Source organism: Flavobacterium pectinovorum (genome assembly GCF_006438875.1).
In the GTDB taxonomy this organism is placed as follows: Bacteria; Bacteroidota; Bacteroidia; order Flavobacteriales; family Flavobacteriaceae; genus Flavobacterium; species Flavobacterium pectinovorum_A.
In genome coordinates this window covers 16,491-41,062 of record NZ_RCZH01000012.1, presented here as the reverse complement: position 1 = coordinate 41,062, position 24,572 = coordinate 16,491, and the positions used below count along the sequence as shown (strand labels likewise).

The 24,572-nt window shown below is 35.3% G+C and carries 21 protein-coding genes and 1 tRNA gene; 15 read left to right on the top strand and 7 right to left on the bottom strand.

The features are described 5' to 3' along the window. Positions 1-3: 3 nt before the first annotated feature. Complete coding sequence (locus tag EAH81_RS17435; RefSeq protein ID WP_140509467.1) at positions 4-738, top strand: head GIN domain-containing protein; 735 nt, start codon at positions 4-6, stop codon at positions 736-738. An 86-nt stretch (positions 739-824) separates the two neighbouring features. After that, entirely contained in the window at positions 825-1,658 is an 834-nt protein-coding gene (locus EAH81_RS17430) for a GIN domain-containing protein (RefSeq protein WP_241676582.1), read from the top strand. 160 nt (positions 1,659-1,818) lie between these two features. Here EAH81_RS17430 and trxB read toward each other — a convergent pair whose 3' ends face one another. Both trxB and EAH81_RS17420 read right to left on the bottom strand, forming a co-directional pair. Then, entirely contained in the window at positions 1,819-2,766 is a 948-nt protein-coding gene (gene trxB / locus EAH81_RS17425; RefSeq protein ID WP_140509463.1) for a thioredoxin-disulfide reductase, read from the bottom strand. Between the two features lie 230 nt (positions 2,767-2,996). Continuing rightward, the gene (locus EAH81_RS17420; protein WP_140509461.1) at positions 2,997-3,584 is read right to left on the bottom strand and encodes an NAD(P)H-dependent oxidoreductase; all 588 of its coding nucleotides are present in this window, start codon (positions 3,582-3,584) and stop codon (positions 2,997-2,999) included. A gap of 91 nt (positions 3,585-3,675) precedes the next feature. Here EAH81_RS17420 and EAH81_RS17415 point away from each other — a divergent pair, with 91 nt between their 5' ends. The 4 genes from EAH81_RS17415 (at position 3,676) to EAH81_RS17400 (ending at position 6,524) form a co-directional block, all read left to right on the top strand. After that, entirely contained in the window at positions 3,676-4,236 is a 561-nt protein-coding gene (locus EAH81_RS17415; protein ID WP_206669091.1) for a TetR/AcrR family transcriptional regulator, read from the top strand. A 167-nt stretch (positions 4,237-4,403) separates the two neighbouring features. Next, positions 4,404-4,478: transfer RNA gene (locus EAH81_RS17410), tRNA-Pro, on the top strand. Positions 4,479-4,778: 300 nt separating this feature from the next. Next, complete coding sequence (locus EAH81_RS17405; RefSeq protein ID WP_140509457.1) at positions 4,779-6,023, top strand: site-specific integrase; 1,245 nt, start codon at positions 4,779-4,781, stop codon at positions 6,021-6,023. 222 nt (positions 6,024-6,245) lie between these two features. Continuing rightward, positions 6,246-6,524, top strand: coding sequence for a helix-turn-helix domain-containing protein (locus EAH81_RS17400; RefSeq protein ID WP_140509455.1), 279 nt, complete (start codon positions 6,246-6,248; stop codon positions 6,522-6,524). A gap of 101 nt (positions 6,525-6,625) precedes the next feature. Here the strand turns inward: EAH81_RS17400 and EAH81_RS17395 are convergent, their stop codons facing one another. Beyond that, the gene (locus EAH81_RS17395) at positions 6,626-6,841 is read right to left on the bottom strand and encodes a hypothetical protein (protein WP_140509453.1); all 216 of its coding nucleotides are present in this window, start codon (positions 6,839-6,841) and stop codon (positions 6,626-6,628) included. A gap of 396 nt (positions 6,842-7,237) precedes the next feature. Beyond that, positions 7,238-7,675, bottom strand: coding sequence for a conjugal transfer protein MobA (gene mobA / locus EAH81_RS17390; protein ID WP_140509451.1), 438 nt, complete (start codon positions 7,673-7,675; stop codon positions 7,238-7,240). A 220-nt stretch (positions 7,676-7,895) separates the two neighbouring features. Between mobA and EAH81_RS17385 the strand changes: the two genes are divergently transcribed. The 4 genes from EAH81_RS17385 (at position 7,896) to EAH81_RS17370 (ending at position 12,418) form a co-directional block, all read left to right on the top strand. After that, complete coding sequence (locus tag EAH81_RS17385; protein WP_140509449.1) at positions 7,896-8,585, top strand: nucleotidyl transferase AbiEii/AbiGii toxin family protein; 690 nt, start codon at positions 7,896-7,898, stop codon at positions 8,583-8,585. Positions 8,586-8,633: 48 nt separating this feature from the next. Next, positions 8,634-8,945, top strand: coding sequence for a DUF6922 domain-containing protein (locus tag EAH81_RS17380; RefSeq protein WP_140509448.1), 312 nt, complete (start codon positions 8,634-8,636; stop codon positions 8,943-8,945). Between the two features lie 1,584 nt (positions 8,946-10,529). Next, on the top strand, positions 10,530-12,041 hold the full coding sequence (locus EAH81_RS17375; RefSeq protein WP_140509446.1) for a DoxX family protein: 1,512 nt from the start codon (positions 10,530-10,532) through the stop codon (positions 12,039-12,041). A gap of 95 nt (positions 12,042-12,136) precedes the next feature. After that, on the top strand, positions 12,137-12,418 hold the full coding sequence (locus EAH81_RS17370) for a DUF6520 family protein (RefSeq protein ID WP_140509444.1): 282 nt from the start codon (positions 12,137-12,139) through the stop codon (positions 12,416-12,418). 78 nt (positions 12,419-12,496) lie between these two features. Here the strand turns inward: EAH81_RS17370 and EAH81_RS17365 are convergent, their stop codons facing one another. The 3 genes from EAH81_RS17365 to EAH81_RS17355 are packed head-to-tail and all read right to left on the bottom strand — an operon-like array spanning position 12,497 to position 19,622. Continuing rightward, positions 12,497-15,145, bottom strand: a complete 2,649-nt coding sequence (locus EAH81_RS17365; protein ID WP_140509442.1) for a S9 family peptidase — start codon at positions 15,143-15,145, stop codon at positions 12,497-12,499. A gap of 1 nt (position 15,146) precedes the next feature. Continuing rightward, a complete protein-coding gene (locus EAH81_RS17360) occupies positions 15,147-16,577 on the bottom strand; it encodes a RagB/SusD family nutrient uptake outer membrane protein (RefSeq protein WP_241676580.1) in 1,431 nt (476 codons plus the stop codon). 18 nt (positions 16,578-16,595) lie between these two features. Continuing rightward, positions 16,596-19,622 carry a SusC/RagA family TonB-linked outer membrane protein gene (locus EAH81_RS17355; protein ID WP_140509440.1) on the bottom strand — a complete coding sequence of 1,009 codons (3,027 nt, stop codon included), beginning with the start codon at positions 19,620-19,622 and terminating at the stop codon, positions 16,596-16,598. Between the two features lie 612 nt (positions 19,623-20,234). On the opposite strand from EAH81_RS17355, the gene EAH81_RS17350 reads away from it, so the two are divergent. From EAH81_RS17350 to EAH81_RS17330, 5 genes are all read left to right on the top strand, one after another. Next, entirely contained in the window at positions 20,235-20,483 is a 249-nt protein-coding gene (locus EAH81_RS17350; protein ID WP_140509438.1) for a helix-turn-helix domain-containing protein, read from the top strand. A gap of 223 nt (positions 20,484-20,706) precedes the next feature. Continuing rightward, entirely contained in the window at positions 20,707-21,678 is a 972-nt protein-coding gene (locus tag EAH81_RS17345; protein WP_140509436.1) for a hypothetical protein, read from the top strand. A 60-nt stretch (positions 21,679-21,738) separates the two neighbouring features. Then, positions 21,739-22,932: a hypothetical protein gene (locus tag EAH81_RS17340; protein WP_140509434.1), complete on the top strand. Its 1,194-nt coding sequence runs from the start codon at positions 21,739-21,741 to the stop codon at positions 22,930-22,932. Between the two features lie 24 nt (positions 22,933-22,956). Continuing rightward, on the top strand, positions 22,957-23,967 hold the full coding sequence (locus EAH81_RS17335) for a PD-(D/E)XK nuclease family protein (RefSeq protein ID WP_140509432.1): 1,011 nt from the start codon (positions 22,957-22,959) through the stop codon (positions 23,965-23,967). Positions 23,968-23,985: 18 nt separating this feature from the next. Next, complete coding sequence (locus EAH81_RS17330; protein WP_140509430.1) at positions 23,986-24,540, top strand: hypothetical protein; 555 nt, start codon at positions 23,986-23,988, stop codon at positions 24,538-24,540. The last annotated feature ends 32 nt before the right edge of the window (positions 24,541-24,572 follow it).

Below are 24,572 nucleotides of genomic sequence, written 5' to 3'. Positions count from 1 at the left end.
GCCATGATAAAAATAATCATTCATATTACGAAATTAATTGTTATCACGATTACTGCATTATTATTTGCCTCTTGTAATTTTAACATGAATACGATTGAAGGCAGCGGAAAGGTAACAACCGAAAAAAGAATTGTTCAGGGAGATTTTAAAAATATCAGAGTGAGCAATGCGATCGATTTAGTTATTGTACAATCTGACTCGACTGAAATTATAGTAGAAGCGGATGACAATTTGCAAAAAGAAATTGAAACAAAGGTTGAAAATGGAACTTTGGTAATTAGATGTAAATTCAATTCTTTCCGCAATATATCACAAAAAAGGGTAACGGTTAAAATGCCTGTTATCAATAAAATAGACGCTTCGAGCGCTGCATCTGTATCGAGTAAAAATGTTATTCAGGGACAAGATATTGAATTAGAAACATCAAGTGCCGCAACGATGGATGTAAATGTAGAATCAGATAATATTTCCTGCATTACAAGCAGCGGAAGTTCTATTACGATTCAAGGAAAAGCATTGAAAACTGTAGCAAAAGCGTCAAGCGGTTCTAGTGTTAATGCCGGAAAATTAATGGCAAACGCAATTGAAGCAGATGTTTCAAGCGGAGGAAATATGGAAGTTCACCCAATTGTGAGTTTGAAAGCCGGTGCATCAAGTGGCGGAAGCATTAATTACAACAATGCTCCTAAAACAATCGAAAAAACTTCTAGTTCAGGAGGAAGCATCAGTCAGGGCTAAACTTTATTTATGTGTTAAATATAAAAGAAATCATTCATTAACAGTGGATGATTTTTTTATATTTGTCAAAATCAAATCTAGAATTAATGAAAAAACAAGCAGCTCTACTTCTACTATTACTGGTTACAACATTAACTTTCGCTCAAAAAAGAGAAAAAATAAAAGGCTCTAAAATTGTTACTACTTCAATGAAAGAAGTAGGAGAATTTGATGGTATTGAAGCCGATGACAATCTGGAAGTTTATTTGGAAAAAGGAGAGAAAAACGAAATTAAAATTGAAGCCGATGACAATCTACACGATATCATTGGAATGGATTTAAGAGATAAAACACTTCGCTTATATACTTCAAAAGAAAGTACCATCTTTAAAAAACTTAGCATACGTATTACATACACGAGTTCATTAAAGAACGTAATTGCTAAAAATGATGCTGTCATTTATGCTATTCAGGAAGTTCAACTGGATGATATCACGTTTAATAGTTTTGATTTTTCTAAATTATTCCTAAATATAAATTCAAAAAAATTCACTTTAATTGCTGATGATAAATCAAAAACGGAATTGAATTTAAAATCTGAAGATGCAAGTTTACAATTGAGCAAATATGCTGTTGTTAAATCATTAGTATCAGCAATAAAATTCAAATGTGATTTGTATCAAAAATCTAATGCTACTATTGAGGGAATTGCCGAAAAAGCGACAATACGTTTAGATAACAATTCAATATTTACAGGAACAAAATTCACCTTAAAAGATGCAAATGTTACTGCCGAAAGTTACTCTGTTGGAAGTATTTTGGCTGAAACTACAATTTCGTTAGCGGTTGGAGATAAAGCGGAACTTTCTCTTTTTGGAAATCCGGCAATTCAATTAACCCGTTTCTCTGAAGAAGCAAAATTATTTAAGAAGATAAAGTAGTTTTCAGTTTTCAGTCGCAGTTTTCAGTCGCAGTTTTCTGCTGAAATGTGAATATAAAAAAAGTCCCAATCATAATGATTGGGACTTTTTTTATATAAAACTTCTCAAGATTATCAGTACTGAAAACTGCGACTGAAAACTGAAAACTGCGACTAAAAAATCACTCCTTAGATGCCAAATATCTCTCAGCATCAAGTGCAGCCATACATCCTGTTCCGGCAGCCGTAATTGCCTGACGGTATACATGATCTGCAGCGTCACCAGCTACAAAAACACCTGCTACATTTGTATTAGAAGTTCCCGGAGTATTGATGATGTAACCTGTTTCATCAAGTGTGATGTAATCTTTAAAGATATCTGTGTTTGGTTTGTGACCAATTGCAACGAAAAATCCTGTTGCAGGAATCTCAAAAACTTCACCTGTAGTTTTGTTCATTGCTTTAATTGCGTGAACAACATTTTGATCTCCCAAAACTTCAATTGTATCGTGGTTCATTAAAATCTCGATATTCTCAGTTTTACGAACGCGATCTTCCATAATTTTAGAAGCTCTGAATTTTTCGCTTCTTACCAACATCGTTACTTTTTTACAAAGCTTAGATAAGTAATGTGCTTCTTCGCAAGCTGAATCTCCTGCTCCTACAATTACAACTTCTTGATTACGGTAGAAAAATCCGTCGCAAACAGCACAAGCAGAAACTCCGCCACCCATTTGCAAATAATGTTGTTCTGATGGTAATCCTAAATATTTTGCTGTTGCTCCTGTAGAAATAATAACAGTTTCGCAGTGCAATTCGATTGTATCGTTAATCCAAACTTTATGAATATCTCCTGAAAAATCAACTTTAGTAGCCCAACCATCACGAATATCAGCACCAAAACGTTTTGCTTGTTCTTGTAACTGAATCATCATTTCCGGTCCTGTAACACCATCAACATAACCAGGGAAATTTTCCACCTCATTTGTTGTAGTCAATTGACCTCCAGGCTGCATTCCTTGATATAATATAGGGTTCATATTTGCTCTGGCAGCATAAATAGCAGCAGTATAACCTGCAGGACCAGAACCTATAATTAGGCATTTAATTTTTTCGATTGTATCTGACATAATAATGATTATATTAATAATTGATGGTGCAAAAGTAAGTTTTTATTGTTGGAAAAAAGAACTCAATTAATCAGTTTTTACTATTCTAAAATAGAGAATAATGAACAGAGTACATTAATTAAGCAGGAACTTTAAATTCTATTCACTTTTGCTAACGCGTAGCATATTTATGCATCGTATTTTATTAGAATCTGTCATACAGCAATATAAATTAATATTAACCTTTCCTCTTATTTACTTGTAATATCTTCCATTGCTATTTCTTGTACTTGCTTTAGGAAACTATCTTTTCTGGCTCTATCAGCATCAAAGAAGGTTGATAAATGATTATGAGTAACAGGAGAAAACCCCGAAAACTCCAGTACTCCTGTTTTCAGTTGCTTAAGCCCCGATTTAGAAAAGTTTTTTTCATATTCGGCTTCTGGAGTGTCAGCAGTATAAATGATTCTTGCCGAACGCCCCGCGAATAGCTTTTCCATTCCATTATCAGTAAATTTATAAGCAATTCCAGAAAGAAATGTTCTGTCTATAAATCCCTTCAATAATGCCGGTAAACCATACCACCACAAAGGATGTATCCAAACCGTATGTGTACTTTTCCTTAATAATTCAACGGATTTAACCAAATCCGGCTCTAACTCTTGCGGTATTCTGAAACCATTTTTTAAATTTAGATCAAAATTCAAATCTCTTAGAGGAAGATAGTTCACTTCTATTCCCGCATTTTTCATTGTTTGAATGTAGGTTTGGGCAATTTCTTCATTAAAGCTAATTTTATCAGGATGCCCGTTAATTACTAATACATTTTGTGTGTCCATATTTTTTTTTAATTTTACATTTTAGGTCAAATGACCGAACAAAATTAGGTCATTTGACCTAAATATGCAAATATCAAACACATTATCTGAAATGAACAAGCTAAATACCAAGGAAACTATTGTAAAAGAGACTATTAATTTACTTAAGGAAGAAGGCAGTAGTGGCATAACAATGCGCAAAATAGCTGCGAGATGCAGCATTACGTTGAGTAATCTTCAGTATCATTATCCTGATAAATCGATATTATTGCAAACAGTTGCCCAATATTTCTGCAAGAAATGTGAAGAAAATATTGAAGAAGAATTGAAAGCACTAACTCCAAAAAATAAAACCGAAGAAAAACAATTTATCAAAAAATTACTGGAAATATTATTGAAATACGATGATACAAGTTTAGAAAGTTTTGTATTCAGAGAAATTTGGGCACTCTCCATGAGGGATGAACAACTTAAGTCATCACTACAAAAGTACTATGAAGATTACAATAATAAGCTCATCAATATAGTCGCAGTAATTAAGAACTCTCCAGAAGAAATTGTTAGTCTTTTGACGCCTTATGCTGAAGGTTATTCTATAATTGGAAAGAGTATTCCTCTTACCAAAAACAAAACAATTGAAATGTTGGAAAAAATCATCCAGAATTTTGAATAAAAATATCGAACGCAGATAGCGTTTAAGATTGACTCAGATTTTCTTGATAAACATACTATAGATATATTGGCCTCCCTTGGGGTGTAAGGTCGTTTTGAAATATTTTTTTTTTAATTCTTAAATTGTTTTGGATAAGCAAAAAATAGTTCTATATTTGCACCCGCTTACGGGGTGTAGCGTAGCCCGGTTATCGCGCCTGCTTTGGGAGCAGGAGGCCGCAGGTTCGAATCCTGCCACCCCGACTAAAGAGCCTTTCAAAGGCAGTCAAAACCCCTTAAATCGTATGATTTAAGGGGTTTTTCTTTTTATTCAACTCCAAAATATTCAAGTTATATCAAAGAAAATGGGACCTATTCGGCTACCCTTTTTCTTTTTTTACCTTTAGGTCCCAAAATTCATTTTAATATTTTAAAAATCAGTCAGTTGTACTAAAATCTTAACATTTGGTGCTTCTCAAATTATGCAGTTTTTCAAAAGAAAATCCAGCTTTCTTGAGACCCATTTTGATGTGCAATTGATCTGAAACATTAAATTTTTGAGATATGAAAACAGCAGGAATTACATTCGGGGTCCTCTTTTACCTAAAGACCCAAAAAACCACGATCCAAGGTTCGGCTCCTATCTGTGCCCGAGTAACGGTAAATGGAAAACGGACTGAGATTTCAGTCAAGCGTTCCGTTAAGGCAGCTGAATGGGATGAAAGAAAAGGCATGGCTAAGGGAAACCGCAAAGAAATTACTGAACTCAACATTTTTCTTAACCAGTTCAAGGCAAAAATCATAAATACCTATCAGCAGATGCTACTGAATGATGCTGCTATAGACGGCCCTGCGATACGCGACCGTGTAATGGGCACGGACAACACAACTCCAACTCTAATGGCTCTGATGGAATATCATAATGAACAGCAGAGACATAAACTTGCTCAGGGAACCATGAAGAATTACCATACCACGCAACGGTATTTAAAAATATTCCTGAGGGAGAAACTCTACAGAAATGATATTGCCCTTTCGCAGCTTAAGTACAAATTTATTCTGGATTTTGAACGCTATCTATTTAATTATGTTCCCAAGGATCACCAGAAGCCACTTAATAACAACGGCATCATGAAGCATATCGAAAGGCTGCGAAAAATGATAAATATGGCTGTCAAGCTGGATTGGCTTGCTAAAGATCCTTTTGCCAGCTTCAAAAAACATTTTGACAAAGTGGAACGGCATTCATTGAACGGTAAAGAGCTTACAGCATTGACAAACAAAGAGTTTCCTATTGAACGTCTTAGACATGTTAGGGATATGTTTCTGTTCAGCTGTTATACGGGTCTTTCGTATATTGAGCTCGCTGAACTAACTCCAAACAAGATTGTTACAGGCATAGACGGTGGTCTATGGATATCTACAAGCAGGGCAAAGACAGACACAGGGGTACGCGTGCCTCTACTGCCTCAGGCGACGGATTTAATGGAAATATACCGTGATGATCCAAGGGCTCTCAATAACGGAACAGTATTCCCCGTAATTTCAAACCAGCGAATGAACGGATACCTTAAAGAGATCGCTGACATTAGTGGTATAACTAAAACACTAACCTTTCATATCGCTCGCCATACTTTTGCAACGACCGTTACTCTGAGTAACGGCGTACCAATTGAGAGTGTATCCAAAATGTTGGGACATACAAGCATTCGCACCACTCAAATCTATGCTAAGGTGGTTGAACAAAAACTCAGCGAGGATATGCACAAACTTGAACAGCGGATGTTTACTCATTTATTAGACGATTGAAAGCATGGATATTTTGACAAAGGCAGTCTAAAATTAATGACTGCCTTTTTTATTGGTTTAATCTAATTTGATTTGGTCATGATTTTTTTTAGCAGAAAAAAAGAGCAAATGCCTGCCAAACAGAACACATTTGTGCTTTCTAATGCTACTATACTTTTATTTTGTTTCGATCTGAAGCCAATACTATTATGGTGATGACATAATAATGTAAAACTGAGTATTATGAATGTAGATCTTATTACAAGAGATGACCTTGAAAAGTTTAAAAAAGAATTACTGGAAGAAATCAAGCGATATCAACAATACCCTCGCAAGAAAGGCGAAGAAACCCGCGTATGGCTTAAAAGTTATGAGGTGCGTAAACTTCTAAATATTTCGGCTGGAACGCTTCAGAATCTTAGAGTAAACGGCACTCTTCCCTACAATAAAATTGGCGGGCTTATGTATTACCGCTATGACGATATCCAAAAACTGATGGACGGTGTAAGCAATACTAAGTAAATTGAGATTCTGATTTACATTCTTCCAATAATTTTACAAAATTTTTTCTTGTGAATCTTTCGAGCCACTTAATAAAAGCATTCAATACTCATAATTTTAGTTTAAAAATTATAAACTATTACTGCTAACCGAAACAGGCTTTCAATTATATCTTGTCCCTCCGATTCTGATACTGTTTCAAAACCTTTACAGCTTCTTAATTCTTCAATAGTTAATTTTTCAGCTTTTTGTTTCTGATCGCAAAAATTGCTTTCTTTTTGTTCGAGTCTTATATCCCGACTTTTAGCCTGTGGCTTTACCAAATTTCTACCTGCCATGATTCTTCTTTTAATAATTTATTTATTTGCTATCTTTCACCTCCTGCCATAAAAGGCAAAGACCATTTTCACGATCTTTACTACTTACACATCATTACTTATTTTAATGAATATAAAAATGCATGCTTAAAGTCATTTCAATAATAGTTTCGCTTGTAATCTTTATCTTTTAGCATCGCAATCTTCAAAACAAAAAATGCAGACTGACACTTTATGATGGTATAAATTAAAGCTGTGGCAGTTATAGCCATTCGTTTGATAAACAGCAATTAATAAAATCTTACGAATGTATCTTATCAATTCTTTATATAGGGTACACTAAAAAATCATGTTTCATACATTGTACATGAATCGACACTAGTATAAATTTACTATTCTTAAAATTTCGCTGTCATATCAAGACTCTTTTTTCATATGCTTTTCTTCAAATTCCTCTGTGAGCTGTATTATCTTTTTGGATATAACAGCTAATTCAATTGTCTGCTTTTCGAGTTTGTACAGATATGCCGAAGCTTTCTTTTCGGAAAATTTTTGATATAAAATCTTCACAACTTGATTGTAATTAACCCCAACAGCCCGAAACTGGCTGTAAAAGGAAGTCAGTCGCATATAGTAATCCATTGTAGCTTTATCGATCTTAACTGTTTTGATCCCTTTTTGAAAAACACACGCTGTAATAAAGTGAGCCATTACATGCATTCCTGATGTTTCAAAAAGAGTCAGGAAACGTGCATTTTCTTCTGCAGTAAGACTGATGGAATAGCGATGGACGGCGGGATCTATTTTGGAAGGCCTGCCTCCTTTATGCGGGTTCTTTTTTTCTTCATTTTCCATGATTTCAATTAATAGTATTACTTAAAACCAATATAATTTATACTCAGCAGTTACAATCCAATGTGGAAGTTTTTGGAAGTACTTGGAAGAAATTGTCTTATGTGTTCCTAACCTAGTCTTAGACCTTTAGAATTTGACATTCGCTGTCAAACAAAGCCATCAGAGGCCACTTCAAAAGGGCAGGGCCTTTTCAGAATTAATTTTTCTGAAAATATAAATTATGCTCTGCAAAGAAACTGTTACTTCGGAGATGTGGGAACTTCTCCAAAGGCTTATGAAAGATGAAAATTTGAAAGACCACATATTAGTTGGTGGTACGGCGCTGGTCTTAAGATTAGTACACCGCTTATCGGTAGACATAGATCTTTTTACAACAAAAGATTTTGATCCGCAGGCGATGCTCAAATATTTACATGTCACTTACAACGCAAATAAAGAGATAAGCAGACTCTTCAATAACACAGTTCTTACCTTCATCGATAATATAAAAGTCGATATTGTTACACACAATTATCCTATTCTGAATTCTGTGGAAACAACGGAAGGAGTCCGCATGATTTCCAATGAAGATATTGGGGCAATGAAACTCCATGCAATCCATCAGAGCGGTACCAGATACAAGGATTTTGTCGACATGTACTTTATGCTTGAGCAAGAACCTCTAAAGTTTTATCTGCAAGCCTATCAGAGAAAATATGACAAAGATCCGTACTGGGCTTGCGGAGGCCTTAATACTTATGACAAGATTACCACATTTGAAGGTGTAGACATGCTCAAAGAAAAAGAGCAGAACTGGAAAAACATCAAAAACCGTCTGGAACTGGCAGTAAAAAATCCTTTATATAAATTTAAATCAGAAAGCCAGGATTTACCAATTAACCCCAATAAAAAGAGAGTTTTTTGCAGGTAATTCAGCAGAAATTGCTTATATTTGATACTAACCATTATATAAAAAACAATGAAGAAGTTAACTAAAAACATACCCAATCTTCATCCTAAATTCTTTTGGGATTTTAGATTCGACAGTATTGACTGGCATGGAGGATATAAAATGGTTATTGCGCGTATTGTTGAGCGTGGAGGTCAGGATCAAATTGACGAAATCGTGCGTTTTTATGGTCGTGAAAAAGTAATTAAGGCAGTTCGTGAAGAGATTTACTTTCTGCCCAACTATGCCATTGAAGATGCCCTTAAATTCTTTCCCGAACTCAAAAAGGAAGAAATGTACTGCTACCTCAACCGCAAGGACAAACCCTATCATTGGATTTAATTCTGCCTTTAATAAATTAAGCACTCCGACACATAATGCTAATCACTTCATTACAGTGTGAAGGGCATATCCATAAACATAATCTTCCAATTTTATGTTTACTATCCGCACTATGGCGTTTGCTTTTAAACGATTATCTAAATAATATATTACAAGCTTAAAACATTTGTTTTAGAAAGCTGTCTGCAATATCCGAATATCTGCTAAGATTGTAATTACAAAATTTCCAAATAGTCATTTAACTTTACAAGCGATCATTTATCTACCGATTGTATTTATATTTTTATCAAAAGAAATAATAAAAAGAAACCGAAGGTATGACGGGCTGTTCCAGTCTGGCAAAAAGACTTCGGCATAATGCCTTGCTCGTTCCTCACAAGACACCCTTCGGGACTTATTCCGATTCCTTTTGGCCTGACTGCATCCCGTCCTTTTAGATTGCTTTCTTTTTCTTTTTTTCCCTTTTTCTGTTTTCTTTTCGAAAAATATTTTTTTTCTTCTTGGTAATGCTGGACTGCTGGAGCACCTTATGACCTGCGCGTATTCCTGCAGGCTTGACTGTATGACTGCCTGCCGGCTTGCAGGCAGGAATGCACACCTGCCTACATGCACACCTGCCTACATAGTTATATGAAAACATGCATACTTCAATGCCGGAATGCCTGAATGCTTGAATGCCTGAAGACATGTCTGCCTGCATACATAAACAATAATACATAAGTTAGTTATCGGCATATCTTCAGCTTTATTTTAAAACCTTCGATGTTCTCAGGCTGTACAGTATAGTCCGTCATTGCTTGCATTTATAAAATAAATTTTAAAATATTACAACAAAAAAAGGGCTTCAAGCCCTTTCAATTAAAACATACTTAATAATGTGTTCACCAGAACACGGCAAGTTGTGTTCTGAGCTGCTTGAAATACTTTCCGCAGCTCAAAACCACTTGCCCCTGCAGGGAGCTAAAAAAAACTCCAAAGTCGTTTTTTAATGAATTGTGTGACCATTTAAAATGGTGTAAAATGGATCGTTTTTTACAAATTTTGGATCGTTTTTCGTAACAATCCTTCAAAGATATTGACTTAATTTAGCGCTATAAAATATTTACAATGTGATAATTAGTTATTCATAGATTACATAAATCAAGATATTTTGATAGGCGAAAATGATAAAAATGTCTGAAAATGATATAAGTTGGCGGGATTTTAGCAACTGGACTTCAAAAGGGTTGAACTAATTTAGCACTTACAAAACACTACAATCTGACTGTTAAACAACGCTTAAACCATCTAGGTTGTATACAAGTATCGTAATTAGTAATTATTATCTATTGAGAGGTTAAAAAGAGAGACACGAAAACAGGAGTGTTTTTTTTAAACACTATAATCAATATAATCTGACGGCTTTATATTTTGCTATTGTATATGCAGCCATAAGCGAAATATTAGATTTTGAAAATTTTGTTATTCAACTAAAGTCAAAGATGGCAGTTACTGTCCGTTTTTGGCATACGATTATCCCGAATTGACAAGAGTTAATTATTTATTTTATACAATTTTACATCACAAATTTTCAATTACATTACAATGAAATTTAACCTACGATATAAGTATATTTTTATAGAAGTAATCTCCTTCCTATATGTAGTGCTATTTGTATATGCGGCGGTAAGTAAATTGCTTGACTTTGAGAACTTCCGCGTACAATTGGGGCAGTCCCCTTTATTAAGTGCTTTTGCAGGGGTAATTGCATGGATTGTACCTGCGCTTGAATTATTTATCGCATTGCTCATCGTTTCAAAAAGATGGAAGATTATTGGTCTTTTTGGCGCTCTGGGTCTAATGATTATGTTTACCGCATACATTTTCATTATTTTAAATTACAGCTCCTTTGTCCCTTGTTCCTGTGGAGGAATTCTTGAAAAGTTAGGATGGACAGAACATCTTTTTTTTAATTTAGTTTTCATAATGCTGGCAGCAGCAGGTATCCTGCTATTGGCCGTAGGGGTGCCAAAAGTGCACCTAATTTCAAAGCCTGCTGCACTCGCCAGTGCCTTTTTGTTAACTGTTCTTTTTAGTATTGGTATTGTTGCCTTGCTATTTATGTTGTCAGAAGACATCATTCATCACCGAAATAATTTTGTTCGTCGTTTTCCCGGAAATGCTGTAAAAGTGAATGACATCGATCTAAAGTTTAGTTCCTATTATTTTGCCGGAGCTTCAAAAGACAAGATATACCTGGGCAGTCATACTGCGCCTTTACTTGTTACAATGTTAGATACAGCCTTACAGAACAAAAATGAATTTAAGATTCATCCCAATAGGACAGATTTTTTATTTCAGTCTGTCCAAATCCGAGTTTCACCTCCGAATTTTTATCTTATTGACGGATATGTTCCTGTTATTTTTAAAGGAAATATAAACAACTGGAAGGGCTTTGTAAAATGGAACGGGTCTACAACTTTTTCCCATTATCAGCTCATGGATTCGCTCACATTGGCATTCCGCTCCAACAGTAATATAAATGGGGAAAGTGTATTGGGGTCTCTTCATTTTGGCAGCAAACCAAAAACACGTTTCAATACAAGCCTGTTACAGAAACAGATTGATGGAATTTTTGACGTTGATGGAACCTTGCATTATGACCAAGACATTCAGAAGCTCGTATACATTTATCTCTACCGTAATGAGTTTATCGTAGCAGACAGTACGCTTAATTTAATCTATCGTGGCAAGACCATCGACACCATTAGTAAAGCTCAAATTAAAGTGACTACCGTGGCAAGCCAGCAGGAAATGAAATTTTCAGCACCTCCCGTAATTGTCAATAAAACAAGCGCCGTTTATAAAAATTTATTATTTGTCAATTCAGCACTGTTAGGAAAATATGAACCTACTGAAATGTGGAAGGATGCCAGTGTAATTGATATATACGATCTCAATACCAATTCCTATCAGGGCAGCTTTTACATCTACCATATTAAAAATGAAAAGCTAAAAAATTTCTTTATTCTCAATGATAATTTTTATGGATTTATAGGACCGTATTTGGTTCATTATAAATTAAGCAGGAAACTCACAAACTCGTATCAAAAATAAAACTGAAATCACTATATGAAAATATACAGCGCTGTGTCAGGGAAAAGATCGAAAACCTGCGAAAGAGTAGATCACTAACATTAAAATTATAAATCATGAAAACAAATTTTGCAAAACAGGTTTTACCTGTTGCAGTATTTGCTCTTGCGATAGCAAGCGCTTATACAACCCATGCCATGAATGTGCGTTCTAAAGCAGCAGCGCCAATTCGTGGGTACATCAAATTGAACGCTGAAGCAACCTCTTGTGAGGAGCATGATATGTGTTCAACAACAAATAATGGAACCATCTGTAGAGTTGGTTTGCTGCCAACTGGTGCGCAATTATTTGGTAAAAATTCGGCTAACGAATGTAAGGTTCCGGTTTACAAACCTTGATTCCATTGCTCGTAGAAATGGCAATGCAGTTCCTTATGGGAACTGCATTGTTTTTTTATGATTGGCTGTCTTCTTTTTTTAAAACCATTGTGGCTTTTTTTCTCCTTTTAAATAATAGTCAAACCACTGTTCAATCCTTTGGGTAAGATGCTGTTGCTGAATAGGATCTGAGAGCACATGACCTTCTCCTGGATAAAGCAACATCGTATTGGTTTTACCAAGGCGCCTTAAAGCCAGATAAAACTCAATACTCTGATAATAATGCACATGGTAGTCCTGTTCTCCAGCCCATGACAACAGAGGTGTGCTTACTTTGTCGGCATGATATATGGGAGAATTATGCAGGTATCCTGCATAATTTTCATACAGTGATTTACCTATTCTTAATTGACCGAATTCATAGTGCCAAAAATTAGGCTTTTGCATATCCGATATATACAGATAACCGCTTACATAATCTGTAATGGCTGCGCCTGCCACTGCGGCTTTAAACATGTTAGTCTGCGTGATTATGTAATCCGTTTCATACCCGCCATAAGAATGACCAGTAAGACCTACTCGAGTACTGTCAATGGATGATTCACTGGCAATGACTTTTCTGGTAGCGGAAACAACACAATCTACTGCCGAAGATCCCGGATTTCCAATTTCATAAGCAATATCAGGTAAAAACACGAAATATCCTTTTGAGGTAAAATTGGCAATATTAAATCCTGTTGGGTTTCTCTGTGATGGGGTTACATAATTATACAATTCTTTTGATTGCTTTTCGTACACATGCACCACCATAGGATATTTTGTAGTAGCATGATAATTTGCCGGATAGAATAAAACGCCATTTAAAACCGTGCCATTGGAGTTGGTATAGGTTATCAGCTTGGAGCTTCCCCAATTGTATTTAAAATGCTGTGGGTTGCTTTGAAACAGTACTTTTTCTTTTGAAGTTAAGCTTTCTTTTACGAGTAATCTCGGTGGTAAATTAAAGTTTTCCTCAACATAAACGTAAGCCTCACTCTTTGCAGAGGTTATAAACTGGCTGGTGTGCATTTTCTTGTCCAATAAAGGCTGTAAACCATTTTCCTTATCCCAAAAACAATATCCTGTATGTTCCAGTGCTTCGGTTTTAATCAGTAATCTGTCATTAGATCCAATTAGTCCTTTACAAGTACCATCATAATTCATTTTATCGGACCCTTCCTTAGATTGGGAAACAATCCTAAAGGTATTTTTATTTTCGCGTCCCCTAGTCAATCGTAAAGAAGTTGAACCGTCACTGGCAAGGCTCCAAATATCATACTTGTCATAAACAAAAAGTGTTTTATCTCCTTCCATCCATCCTGGATTGCCAAAAGGGTTTGCTTCTTCAGGACAGTCTGACTCATTATCTGAAAAAAACACTCCAAGTTCTTTGGTGAGATTCCTGTTCAGCCCCGTCAGTATATCATAAACCCACCAATGGTTGCTTTTAAAATAAACCACATACTTTCCGCCGGGAGACACAGAAGTCCACTGGGAATTTCCTGACTGATTTTGAAGCACTAATTTCCGATTTCCCGTTTCCAGTTCCGAAATATAAAAATCCAAATTGCCATCATAATTTGCCTGCGGTTCATATTGTTGTGGATTGTAAAGCAAGGCTTGTTTTTGGTCTCCGCTTAACATCAGGTGCGGGAGTTCATTGTTAGTAATACAGCTAAACCTATTCTGCCGGGGCCACCATACCGCTACTTTGGCTATTTTATCCCAGCCGTCAATCTGGACTTTTGATGGATAAATAAATTTATCTGCCGTGCTCCAAATTTGAACCTGAGTAATATCGGGTGGTATAATAGTCTTCTGTAATCCGAAAAATATTCTTTGTCCATCCTTAGCAATCTGTAGATTGGCAAAAGACGAGGAAATAATTTGCATGTTTATTGGAAAATCTTCTTGTAAAGCAGGATTGAAAATGGATAATTCATGTTCCGAAATTTTGTAATAACCGACGTAGGTACGAGCTGTTTTATTGTCCAGAGGCTGTTCTAAAAAAGCAATGGAATTTCCATTTTCCTGCCAAACGATATCGGAATATTCAACCGCATTTATACAACTGGCTATTACACTTGTTGTCTTATCGCGTAGATTCATGATGGCAATTGTTGTTGCATTCCCGGACATTGTAGTATATACTATTGCACTGGTCTTTTGATTGTACCAGTAGTTACCAATATCACTTAAAATGATAGATTTATCAGTTCCTAAAACTTTTATTAGTAACTGTTTTTTCCCGGCATCACTTTTTTTCAAGATGATTATTTCGTGAGCCTCCGTACTTAAATCATACTTGATTACCTCTTGTAAAGTTTCTTGTTTGGAAGTATGCAAGTTGACAATTTTCAATTCTTGCTTTGAACTCATCATACAAAACCAATTGTCACCGATAAATTCTCCTTTGCCTGCTCCGGGAAAACTAAAGGTTCTTGTTGCTTTAGTGTTTTTAACAAATAAAGTGTCGCTGCCATTTTCATACGAAACAGAAAAACTTACCCACTTTGCCTCTTCTGATAGTTTCTCGGCTTTGAGATAACTCCATAACTGGTAATCGACAGCCGTAAGCTGTTTTTTATTATTGTTTTGCGCAAAACCAAAAAATGAGATCAGCAAAACGATGAGCACTATATAAAAAACTGGCACCCTCTTTCTGAGAGTATCAGTTTTCCTGTTATATTTTATATTATTAGGTCTCATTTTAGTAGCCCGGATTTTGAGGATTAAGATTCGGATTCAGCGTAAGTTCTGATTCAGGCAGTGGTAACAATCTGTCTGTAGTATTCCATCCTACTTTTACAGATGATAATGCATCATCCAAATGATTCGTTCTTTTCAGGTCGAAAAAGCGGTGTCCCAATTCTGTGAAAAATTCCACTCTTCTCTCATGTAATATGGCACTAAGTATATCTTGCTGGCTCACGGCAGTGGTTCCAGCAAGTCCGGCTGTGTTTCTGATTTTATCCAAATCTTCTTTCGCGCCTATAAGATCACCTTGCTGTGCGCGGGCTTCAGAGCGAATCAGGTATTGCTCGGCCAAACGAAATACTATAGAATACTCTAATGAACTAGAAGTATTTGATTTCTGTTTGTACTTATTGGCATGATACCAAGTGTCTGTTCCGTTTGTAATGGCATGAGTCCAATGATCCTTTCGCTGGTCACCCGGTTCAAATTCACTTATAAGTTCAGTACTTAAAGCAACAAGTGATGGCGGTGGTGCCGTAAAGATGAATGTTTCGCCTTCCTGTGTATTCTGCCCATCCGCTCTAGGCATAAACTGCCAAATCGTTGTGGTACTTTCTTTGAGAAATATGGCGTCCAGATTGGCCTCCCAAGTGTACATTCCTGTATTGTTTAGGGTATATGAAGCCGCATTTGATGCTTCCGCCCACATGCCTTTATAAAGATAAACCCTTGCCAATAATGCCATCGCTACGGATTTATTTGGACGCACACGGTCACTGGAAATATAATCTTCCGGTAATAATGAAACGGCCAGTTCCAGATCACTTATGATATGGGAATACAGCTCAGCAGAAGGCATTCTGTGCGCCACTTTATTTTGCTGATAGTCTGTTGTGGTGATATAAGGCACATCCCCATAGAGATTAAGAAGATAAAAATGCAACAGTGATCGTACAAACAAAGCCTCTCCTGTAAGCTGGTTTTTATCTACAGTATTGAGCGCCGTAGAAGCATTCACTCCTTCAATAATGGCATTTGCAGCATAAATTTGGTTGTAACTGCTGCTCCACCAGTTAAAGACCTCCGAATTGGAAGCAAGTAGCGTATTGTTGTAAAAGTTTCGGGTTGTGCCGGAAATATCGCCGTAATACACAAGCTCATCTGCATAGTTTCCCATTTGATTGGAGATTCCTGCGACACTCCCGCTTAAAATACCCTCGTCGCGCATTTTAGCATAAATGCTTACCATCGCTGCATTGGCAGTAGCTCTGTCCTGAAAAACGGCGCTTGCTGTTAGTTGTGAGGACGGAAGGTCAACCTCAACAAAATTATCACAGCCACCTAGAAGTATCATACAGGACACAAGTAATCCTATTAGAAGTCTGTGGTTTACTATTTTTATTTTATAGTTTTGGATAAAACGTAAAAATGATTTCTTTTTCATAATGTTTAAATTAAGAAGTTAAAAAGTAAGCTGAAGCCCGGTTGTAAATACCTTTAAAGGTGGAAGGCTTGTTGTGAATCTGGATTCGGGGTCAGCACCCTTATAGGAAGTGATCGTGAAAAGATTCTGTCCCTGAAATACCAGTCGGCATTTTACTCCTTTAAGCCACTGCTCAGGGATAGTATATGACAATGACAAATTTTTAAGCCGTATGTAAGAGGCATCCGTTATCATGGCATCACTGGCATAAAACTTGTAAAATGCATCCATAGCTTCACTATTTACCCCTGTGGTGTACTGTTGATAGGTGGCCTTATCTCCAGGGTTTTGCCAGTGGTTCATGACCTGCACAGGCTGATTGGCCATAGCGCCGGGTAGTCCAGTACTATATGATCCGTTATAGTTCAGCTGATTGACAAACTGAAAAAGAAAATCCAATTGCCAGTTTTTATAGGTAATGGTATTTTGAAATCCTCCGAAATATTTTGGATTCAAATCACGGATAGCCTGCTTATCCTGTGGCGATGTAATTAAACCGTCTGCATTGAAATCCTCAAACTGGTAAATTCCTGTTGTGGGATCTATTCCCGTATAGTGGTATAATTTCTTAATGTTTAAAGGCTGGCCTATTACATATTGGTTCTCATAAGTTGATCCTTTCAGATCAGGAAAAGACAATAGTTTATTTCGGGCGATTGTCAAATTAAAACTGCTTGTCCAGTTAAAGGATTCTTTTTGAAAATTTACCGTTCTAAGGGTAAGCTCGATCCCTCTGTTTTGTACTGTGGCATCTAAATTTGCCTGTATCGAATTAAATCCAGTTGTAGCAGGAAGAGGAATTCCTACCAATTGGTTGGAAGAACGGTTGCTGTACCAGCCCGCCGTTATAAAAATACGGTCTTTTAAAAAACCTGTTTCCAGTGCCAACTCCAATTTTTTATTGATTTCCCAACCAAAATTGGGATTAAACAAACGTGTCGGTTCCAAACCATTTATACCACCATAGTTGTTTCCCGAAGAACCATAGGTATCTAAAAACTGGTAGTCACCAATCTGGTCATTTCCGGTGGTACCATAACTGGCTCTTAATTTTCCAAAACTTAAGAAACCAAGATTCTCTTTTACGAATGTTTCATTTGAAAACAGCCATGCGCTTCCAATCGCTCCAAAAGTTGCGAACTGCCTTCCGGGACCAAATCTGCTTGAACCATCCCTGCGTCCGGTAAGGTTTACAATGTACTTCTCATTCCACGAAAAATTAACCCTCCCGAAAAAAGCCTGATATTTATAGATCGATTCACTATCTACCAAGTCAAATACATGAAATGCTGAGGAAAGGTTATAGATCAGGCTGTTGCTACTAAATCCGTCCGCTTCCTGTACCAATTGGTTTGCTGTCTGCTGTTGAAATGTACTTCCAATGAGGATTTCGGTTTTTCCTCTGCCAAATTTTTTCGACCATGATATTTGGGGTTCCATAATCCATGATTTTCTTGTAGTGTTATTGACATAAATGGAGGAGTATTCACTACCTAATCCATAAGCTGGATCATACATGGTGGATGGCTGAGTCCGACTATCATCAAAACGCGTATCGGTAAAACCAAAACTCGCTTTAGCAATTAAACTCGGCAGGATATTATAGGATAATAGACTATTGGCAAAAAGGTCATTAGATCTTGAAGTGTATTTTCCTTCCAGATTACTCATGGGATTATTCCAAGTGCTGTTTTCCCAGTTTAAATTGCCATTTTCATCATATAATGCCGGAGCATTGGGTGGTAGAAGAATAACTTGTTGGGTTATATCAATTCCTGGCTGGTTATTTTCCTGAGCAGTGTAGCCCATAGAAAAATTGATGTGGAATTTTTTATTTTCGGATTCATGGTTCAGATTCGCATGGAGATTTCCTTTACGGTAATTGTAGTTGCCGGGAAAAACCGTGGTTTCCTTATGAAAATTGCCGTTGATAAGGAATTGTGTCCCGGATGAGCCTCCTGATACCGATGCCTGCACATCATTGATCTCTGAAGTTCCTCCAATGAGTACTTCTTGCCAATCTGTATAACGGTTTTGATCCCATGTTCCATTGACATCATAATCGGTTGGACCATAAGAAATGCCATCATTGATGAACGCTTCTCTGCGCATTTGCAGATACTGCTGTGTATTCATAAGTTCCATAAGGCGTGTCACTGAGCCAAATCCACCCGATACATTTGCAGTAAATCTTGTTTTGCCCTCTTTGCCTTTTTTAGTGGTGATAAGTACCACTCCATTGGCTCCCCTTGAACCATAAATCGCCGTTGCATCTGCATCTTTAAGGACTTCAATACTTTCTATCTCTGTTGGATTGATACTGCTTAGAGGACTTGTTGCACCGGGCAGAACAATCCCTGTCAGATCAGAACCTACGGCATCTGAGGAATAAGGAACACCATCAACGATATATAACGGTCTGTTCCCATCAGAGCGCAAACTGTTCTGTCCCCTTATTTGTATATCGAAACCGCCTCCAGCCACACCTGTGTTTTGAGTAATATTAACACCTGCCATTCGTCCCTGCATAGTTGCAAGCACATTGGTGACAGGTTGTTTTTCGATATCTTTTGAACTGATTTTCGAAATGCTTCCGGTGCGTTCACTGTTCTTTACAGAATAGTAACCGGCATTGATCTTGACTTCCAATAAGGAGGTCGCATCTTCCCGCATTTGCACATTAATTATTTTGAGATCCCCAACAGAAATTGTGACTGTCTTAAAACCAAGGTAAGTAAAAATCAGGGTGTCGTTATGAGATACATTTATGGCAAATTTGCCATCAAAATCCGAAAAGACCGTTTTTTGCTGGCCTTTGACTGTAATGCTGACTCCGGGAAGAGGATTTGTACCATCGGTAATGGTACCCGTGACTTGAAATTGTTGTTGTAAAGCGGAAAACCGCAAGGGATTCCGTGCTAAGGCTGGCGTGCAAAAAAGGTAAAACCCGAAAATAAACGGATACCAAAGTGCCGCCAACCCTTTATTTAATGAAAAAGTTTTCATAATATTGGGTTAGTTTAATGAGACGTTAGTTTTATTAGCTTTGGTCCTCTATTACTTGTTTGACGACGTGAGATAGAGGGCCTTTTTTTGTGCGATATCCATTTGGAAGCAGTAGACATCACTACAAAATTTACCAGTTTTATAGCCTGCAACTGTACAATGACTAACTCAAAATGAAAAATAGGACAGCGCAGGCATTAAATATGGCTTTAATCTTTTTTAGTTCATAAGCACGTAGGTTTATTGGTTAGATAATAACTAATTACGAGACTCTGAAATAGTGAAATACGCTAAGAATAAAAGCTGAAGAAAATTTTAATAAGAACCAAAAAAAAATGGCATGGAACTCAGCTTATATCGACCTAAGGTACTGGTATACCTGTACACGAATAAGTGAGCCCACGCCAATAGACGTGAGCATCTTACTTATCATCCCGTGTACAAAAATTACCAGTTTTTAGGTCGGGATTCAAAGCGAATGCTTCAATATTTTATTTGAAGAATCGCAAATTTAGTAATTATAAACAAATATATTAAAAAATATACACGTGGGTCGTAAAACCCACACTATTTTTTATAAAACTACTGAAATTGCTTATTCAACTAACAACAATGAGTAACAGTCTTGACAAGAAAGATTTTCAAATATTATTTGGAAAGCAATTGGAGAAATTTCGAACAGCAAAAAATTTAAGCTATAGGCAATTAGCACAAAGATGCGACCTCGATCATAGTGATATTAGTAAAATTGAAAAAGGAGAAACCAATATTCAACTTTCATCAGTGTTACAACTTTCAAAAGGTTTAAATATCCATCCCTCAGAATTATTCAACTTTGAGTTTCATTTAGACAAGGAATAATTCCATCAGATTATTTAAATATTCCATAAAAATAAGATGCTTAAAAGCATCTTATTTTATTATACGGAAAACCGTAATACATAATTATAACTATTTTGTATGTTTGATATAGTGCAATATAAAGCTACATTTTGGCACAAAATCATATGGCAAGGATTTATAACGACTGTTTATAAACAAATTATACGTCACTTTAAAATACCTAACAAAATATCAATAAAATATGAATAGAAGTCTTTATAACGAAAATTCAGAAAACATTTTGCGTAATACTGCCATATCTAAATCGGATATTTTTAACATAATAGGAAATCCTATTGAGGACATTTTTTTAACTTATTTTGAATTTTGTACAAATGATTTAGAATTGAATTCATCAAAATTCGGTTTAGAAAATTCATATTTTTTTTATTGGGATAAAGAAGATGTAAATTCTGGAGGAACTTACAATAATGGAAGTTATATTATGTATGTTTCTAAAGAACAAATTATTAAATTAAACGAGAAATTAAATGAAAATAAATTTTTTACAAATTATAGATTAAAAAGATATTTTAGTTTATCACAATGTATTGACCTTGAATATTTAATGTTTCAAACTTCAATAATTTTTACTTACTACCATGAATTTGCCCATTTAGTTCAGAAAAGAGAAGGTCAATTTGATAATCAAATTTCAAATATTAGCAACCTCATTTCGTATAATCATATTTCTGAATATGATTCTGATTTAAACGGTTGTCAATTTGTTTGTCTAAAGATTATTGATTTATGTGAATTAAAAAGCATAAATTCAAATGATGATGTTTTTAAACTTTTAGCTGTTGGATTATCTGGTATTCTAATAACAATTTTATTATTCTATAAAAAAGAATTCAAAACAGATACTGAAATCGAGCCCTTTTATCTAAATGAAGGAACCCATCCACACCATATTGTTAAAATTTCCTATATTCTTGAACATTATCATGAAATAGCAAAAGCTAATCACATAGATTTTAAAATAGTCGATCTGTTAAAAGAAGCATTTGAGATATCCGCAATATATTTTGACAATCCAAAGTTTTTTACTGATTATTTAGATTTGTATCAAGAGCAAATTCCACAAATAAATAATTATATAGGAGAAATTTATGATGAAGCAATAAAACTTAAGAGCTTAATGATGCAGAATTATTCTAAATACGATTTATAAAAAACTAACACAGATGAGTTTGCGCCAAAAGATATATCTAACGAAACAAAATAATCTCCAATGAAACCGCTAAAAATATACATTGATAATTGCTCATTAAACGATATTGCTCCAAAAGAGACAAATTGGATTGACACAGACCTTGGAAAATATTTACTAGAGAAATCTTTGAGTGGAGAAATTGAAGTTTTTTCAAGCCCAGCCGGAGTAATTGAAATAGCCCTTAACAAAGACCTTGATCAAAGAAACAATATGGCTAGGGCATTAAATACTCTTATCCGAGGACAGCGAATGATGGCTTCAAAAGAGTATTACATTATAGACGATTTTTTAGCTTTAATTGAACATACTTGGAGTGGAACAATTAAAACGGAAAGGTTGGATTTTCTAAAAGCGAATTCTTCAAGAATATACATTGCTTTACTAGGACAATTGGCTGCACTCAAAGACTATGATTGCAGTAAAGGTTTTATTGGTGTGATTGCACCTAAACTTGCAACTCAAATAATTCATTCTCAAATATTGGAAAATCCAAAGGAAGAAATTGAAAAAAGAATAGATGCAATTAAAACCAAAAAATATACTCATATTGATTATTTTGAGAGTTTGACAGAATTAACTATTGAGGAATTAAAACAGCAACAAATAGAATATGAAGAAAAAAGTTATAAAGTTCCCCAAAATGCTATAACTACACTTCAAAAAAACAAAGAGATGCTTATTGAAGGGTATTCCCTTGAAGAACTTTCTTTCTCAGCCGACCAAGTATTTGTATACTGGGAAGATTTGGCTGCAACTATAATTGACTTTCCCAAAATAGTCAAAGAATGGTCAACTAAAAGTTATGTAGAGCGTGACAAAAGTTTATCTGTTAAACCATTAGACAAGGAACTTGCAGAAAAGTTTGCACAAAAAAATCAAACAATATCTGATTGTAAAGCTATTTTGAAATCTTTAATAGACAGATTTTATACTCAAACAACTTTTACACGTGTGAGTAACTACATAATTATTAAAGACCTTGAAAAAGGATTCACAGCTGGCAAAATTCCTTCTGGTGGCATTGTGTTAGATTCTAGCCATTGTATTGCTGCTCTGTATAATGAAATACTTCTATCACGCGACCAGCGTTTAAATGCCTCAGTTGACTATTGGTTCAAGCAATTAAAAAAAGATGCTAGATTATTCAGAGAGACAGCAAAAAATTTAAACGAACTAAAACGACAAGTTGAAAATGGACTCAAACATACATAGAACAAATTCACGAACAATTTATACATGAAACCAAACATTTTTGAAATCGCTACTAAAGAATTAAACCAAGATTCTTTCATCACTTGGTTATTGCAATATGCGGATCCTGAAAATAAAAAGCATGACGTAAATATACATAATTGTGCAACTGATTTTGTCAAACAATTAATCCATAAACAATTACCAAATTTCAATGAAGATATTGTAAAAGTAAAAGCTGGCAGACAATGGCAAAACATAGATGTATGGGCAGAAATCAATGATAAATATTTATTGGTTATAGAAGACAAAACGAATACATCTCATCATTCTAATCAATTGACACGCTACAAAACTTTATCAATTAAATGGTGCAATGAAAATGGTTATCAAACTCCTATCTGCATCTATCTGAAAACAGGAAATGAGTCGCTGACTAGTCTTAAACATATTATTACACAAGGGTTTGCCATATATAATAGACAAGATCTCATTAAATTATTATCTAATTATTCGAATATAACCAATGATATTTTCATCGATTTTTTTGAAAGGCTAACACGTTTAGAAAACGTTAATAACCAATTTGAAACAAAGGTCCTTGGAAAATGGGATGGAAATGATTGGCAGGGATATTTTCAGCATTTAGAAAAAAACATGAAATTAGTAAATTGGAATTATGTAAACAATCCTAACGGTGGCTTTTGGAATGCAGTACTAAACTGGGATTATTGGGGGATTTATCCAGCATATCTTCAAATTGAAGAAGGGAAATTATGCTTTAAAATTTCAACAGATCCTGACGAAGTTGAAATGCCAGACAATGTCACTAGGGCAGAAATACGAAATACGTTTCATAATTTAATAATCAATAAAGCGAAAGAATATGGCATTTTAAAAATTCAACGACCATCGAAATTCGGCAATGGTAAATATATGACTGTAGCATTAGTGAATAAAAAAGACTGGTTAGGTGCAGATGATATGATTATTGAAAAAGAAAAAACACTGGAAAGATTAGAAGGATATTTACACTTTTTAAAAAATATTATTTAATAAAAGGAGCTATAAAAAATGAACGATAGGATTAAAGAATTCAGTACAAGTGCTATAGCGCCATTACTAAATGTTTCAGAAAAAGGGGCAAAGCAAATATATCAATTTGATATCGACTGTTTCGAAATGAAAGATTACAATTTTGTAAATGTTTTAAAAGAAAGTGATTTTTCACATGTTTTTGATATAGTTACAAAAATATCTGGGCCATGTCTTTATTATTTTGAAATTGTATCAGGTCATTCTGCCGAAGAAATAGTAAATAGAGTCACAAAATACAAATTGACCCAAAATTCAAAAGCCGTACCTGCTATCAAAAAGAATTTCCCACATAGTAGAGTTCTCTATGTTGGTAAAGTCAAGAAAGGAATTTGGGGAAGACTAGTTCAACACTTAGGCTATTATAAAGTTCATGGAACACAAGGACTCCAACTTTTCTATTGGACGAAAGGAACAAATGTTTCTTTGAGAATGAATATATTTGAATTTGAGCACGAAATGGCTGACTATATGGGAGTTTTAGAGCATAAGCTCGCAAAAGAATTGAAACCAATTTTGGGAAAACATAATTAATTATATATCATCAATCTAGAGAGATGAAACAA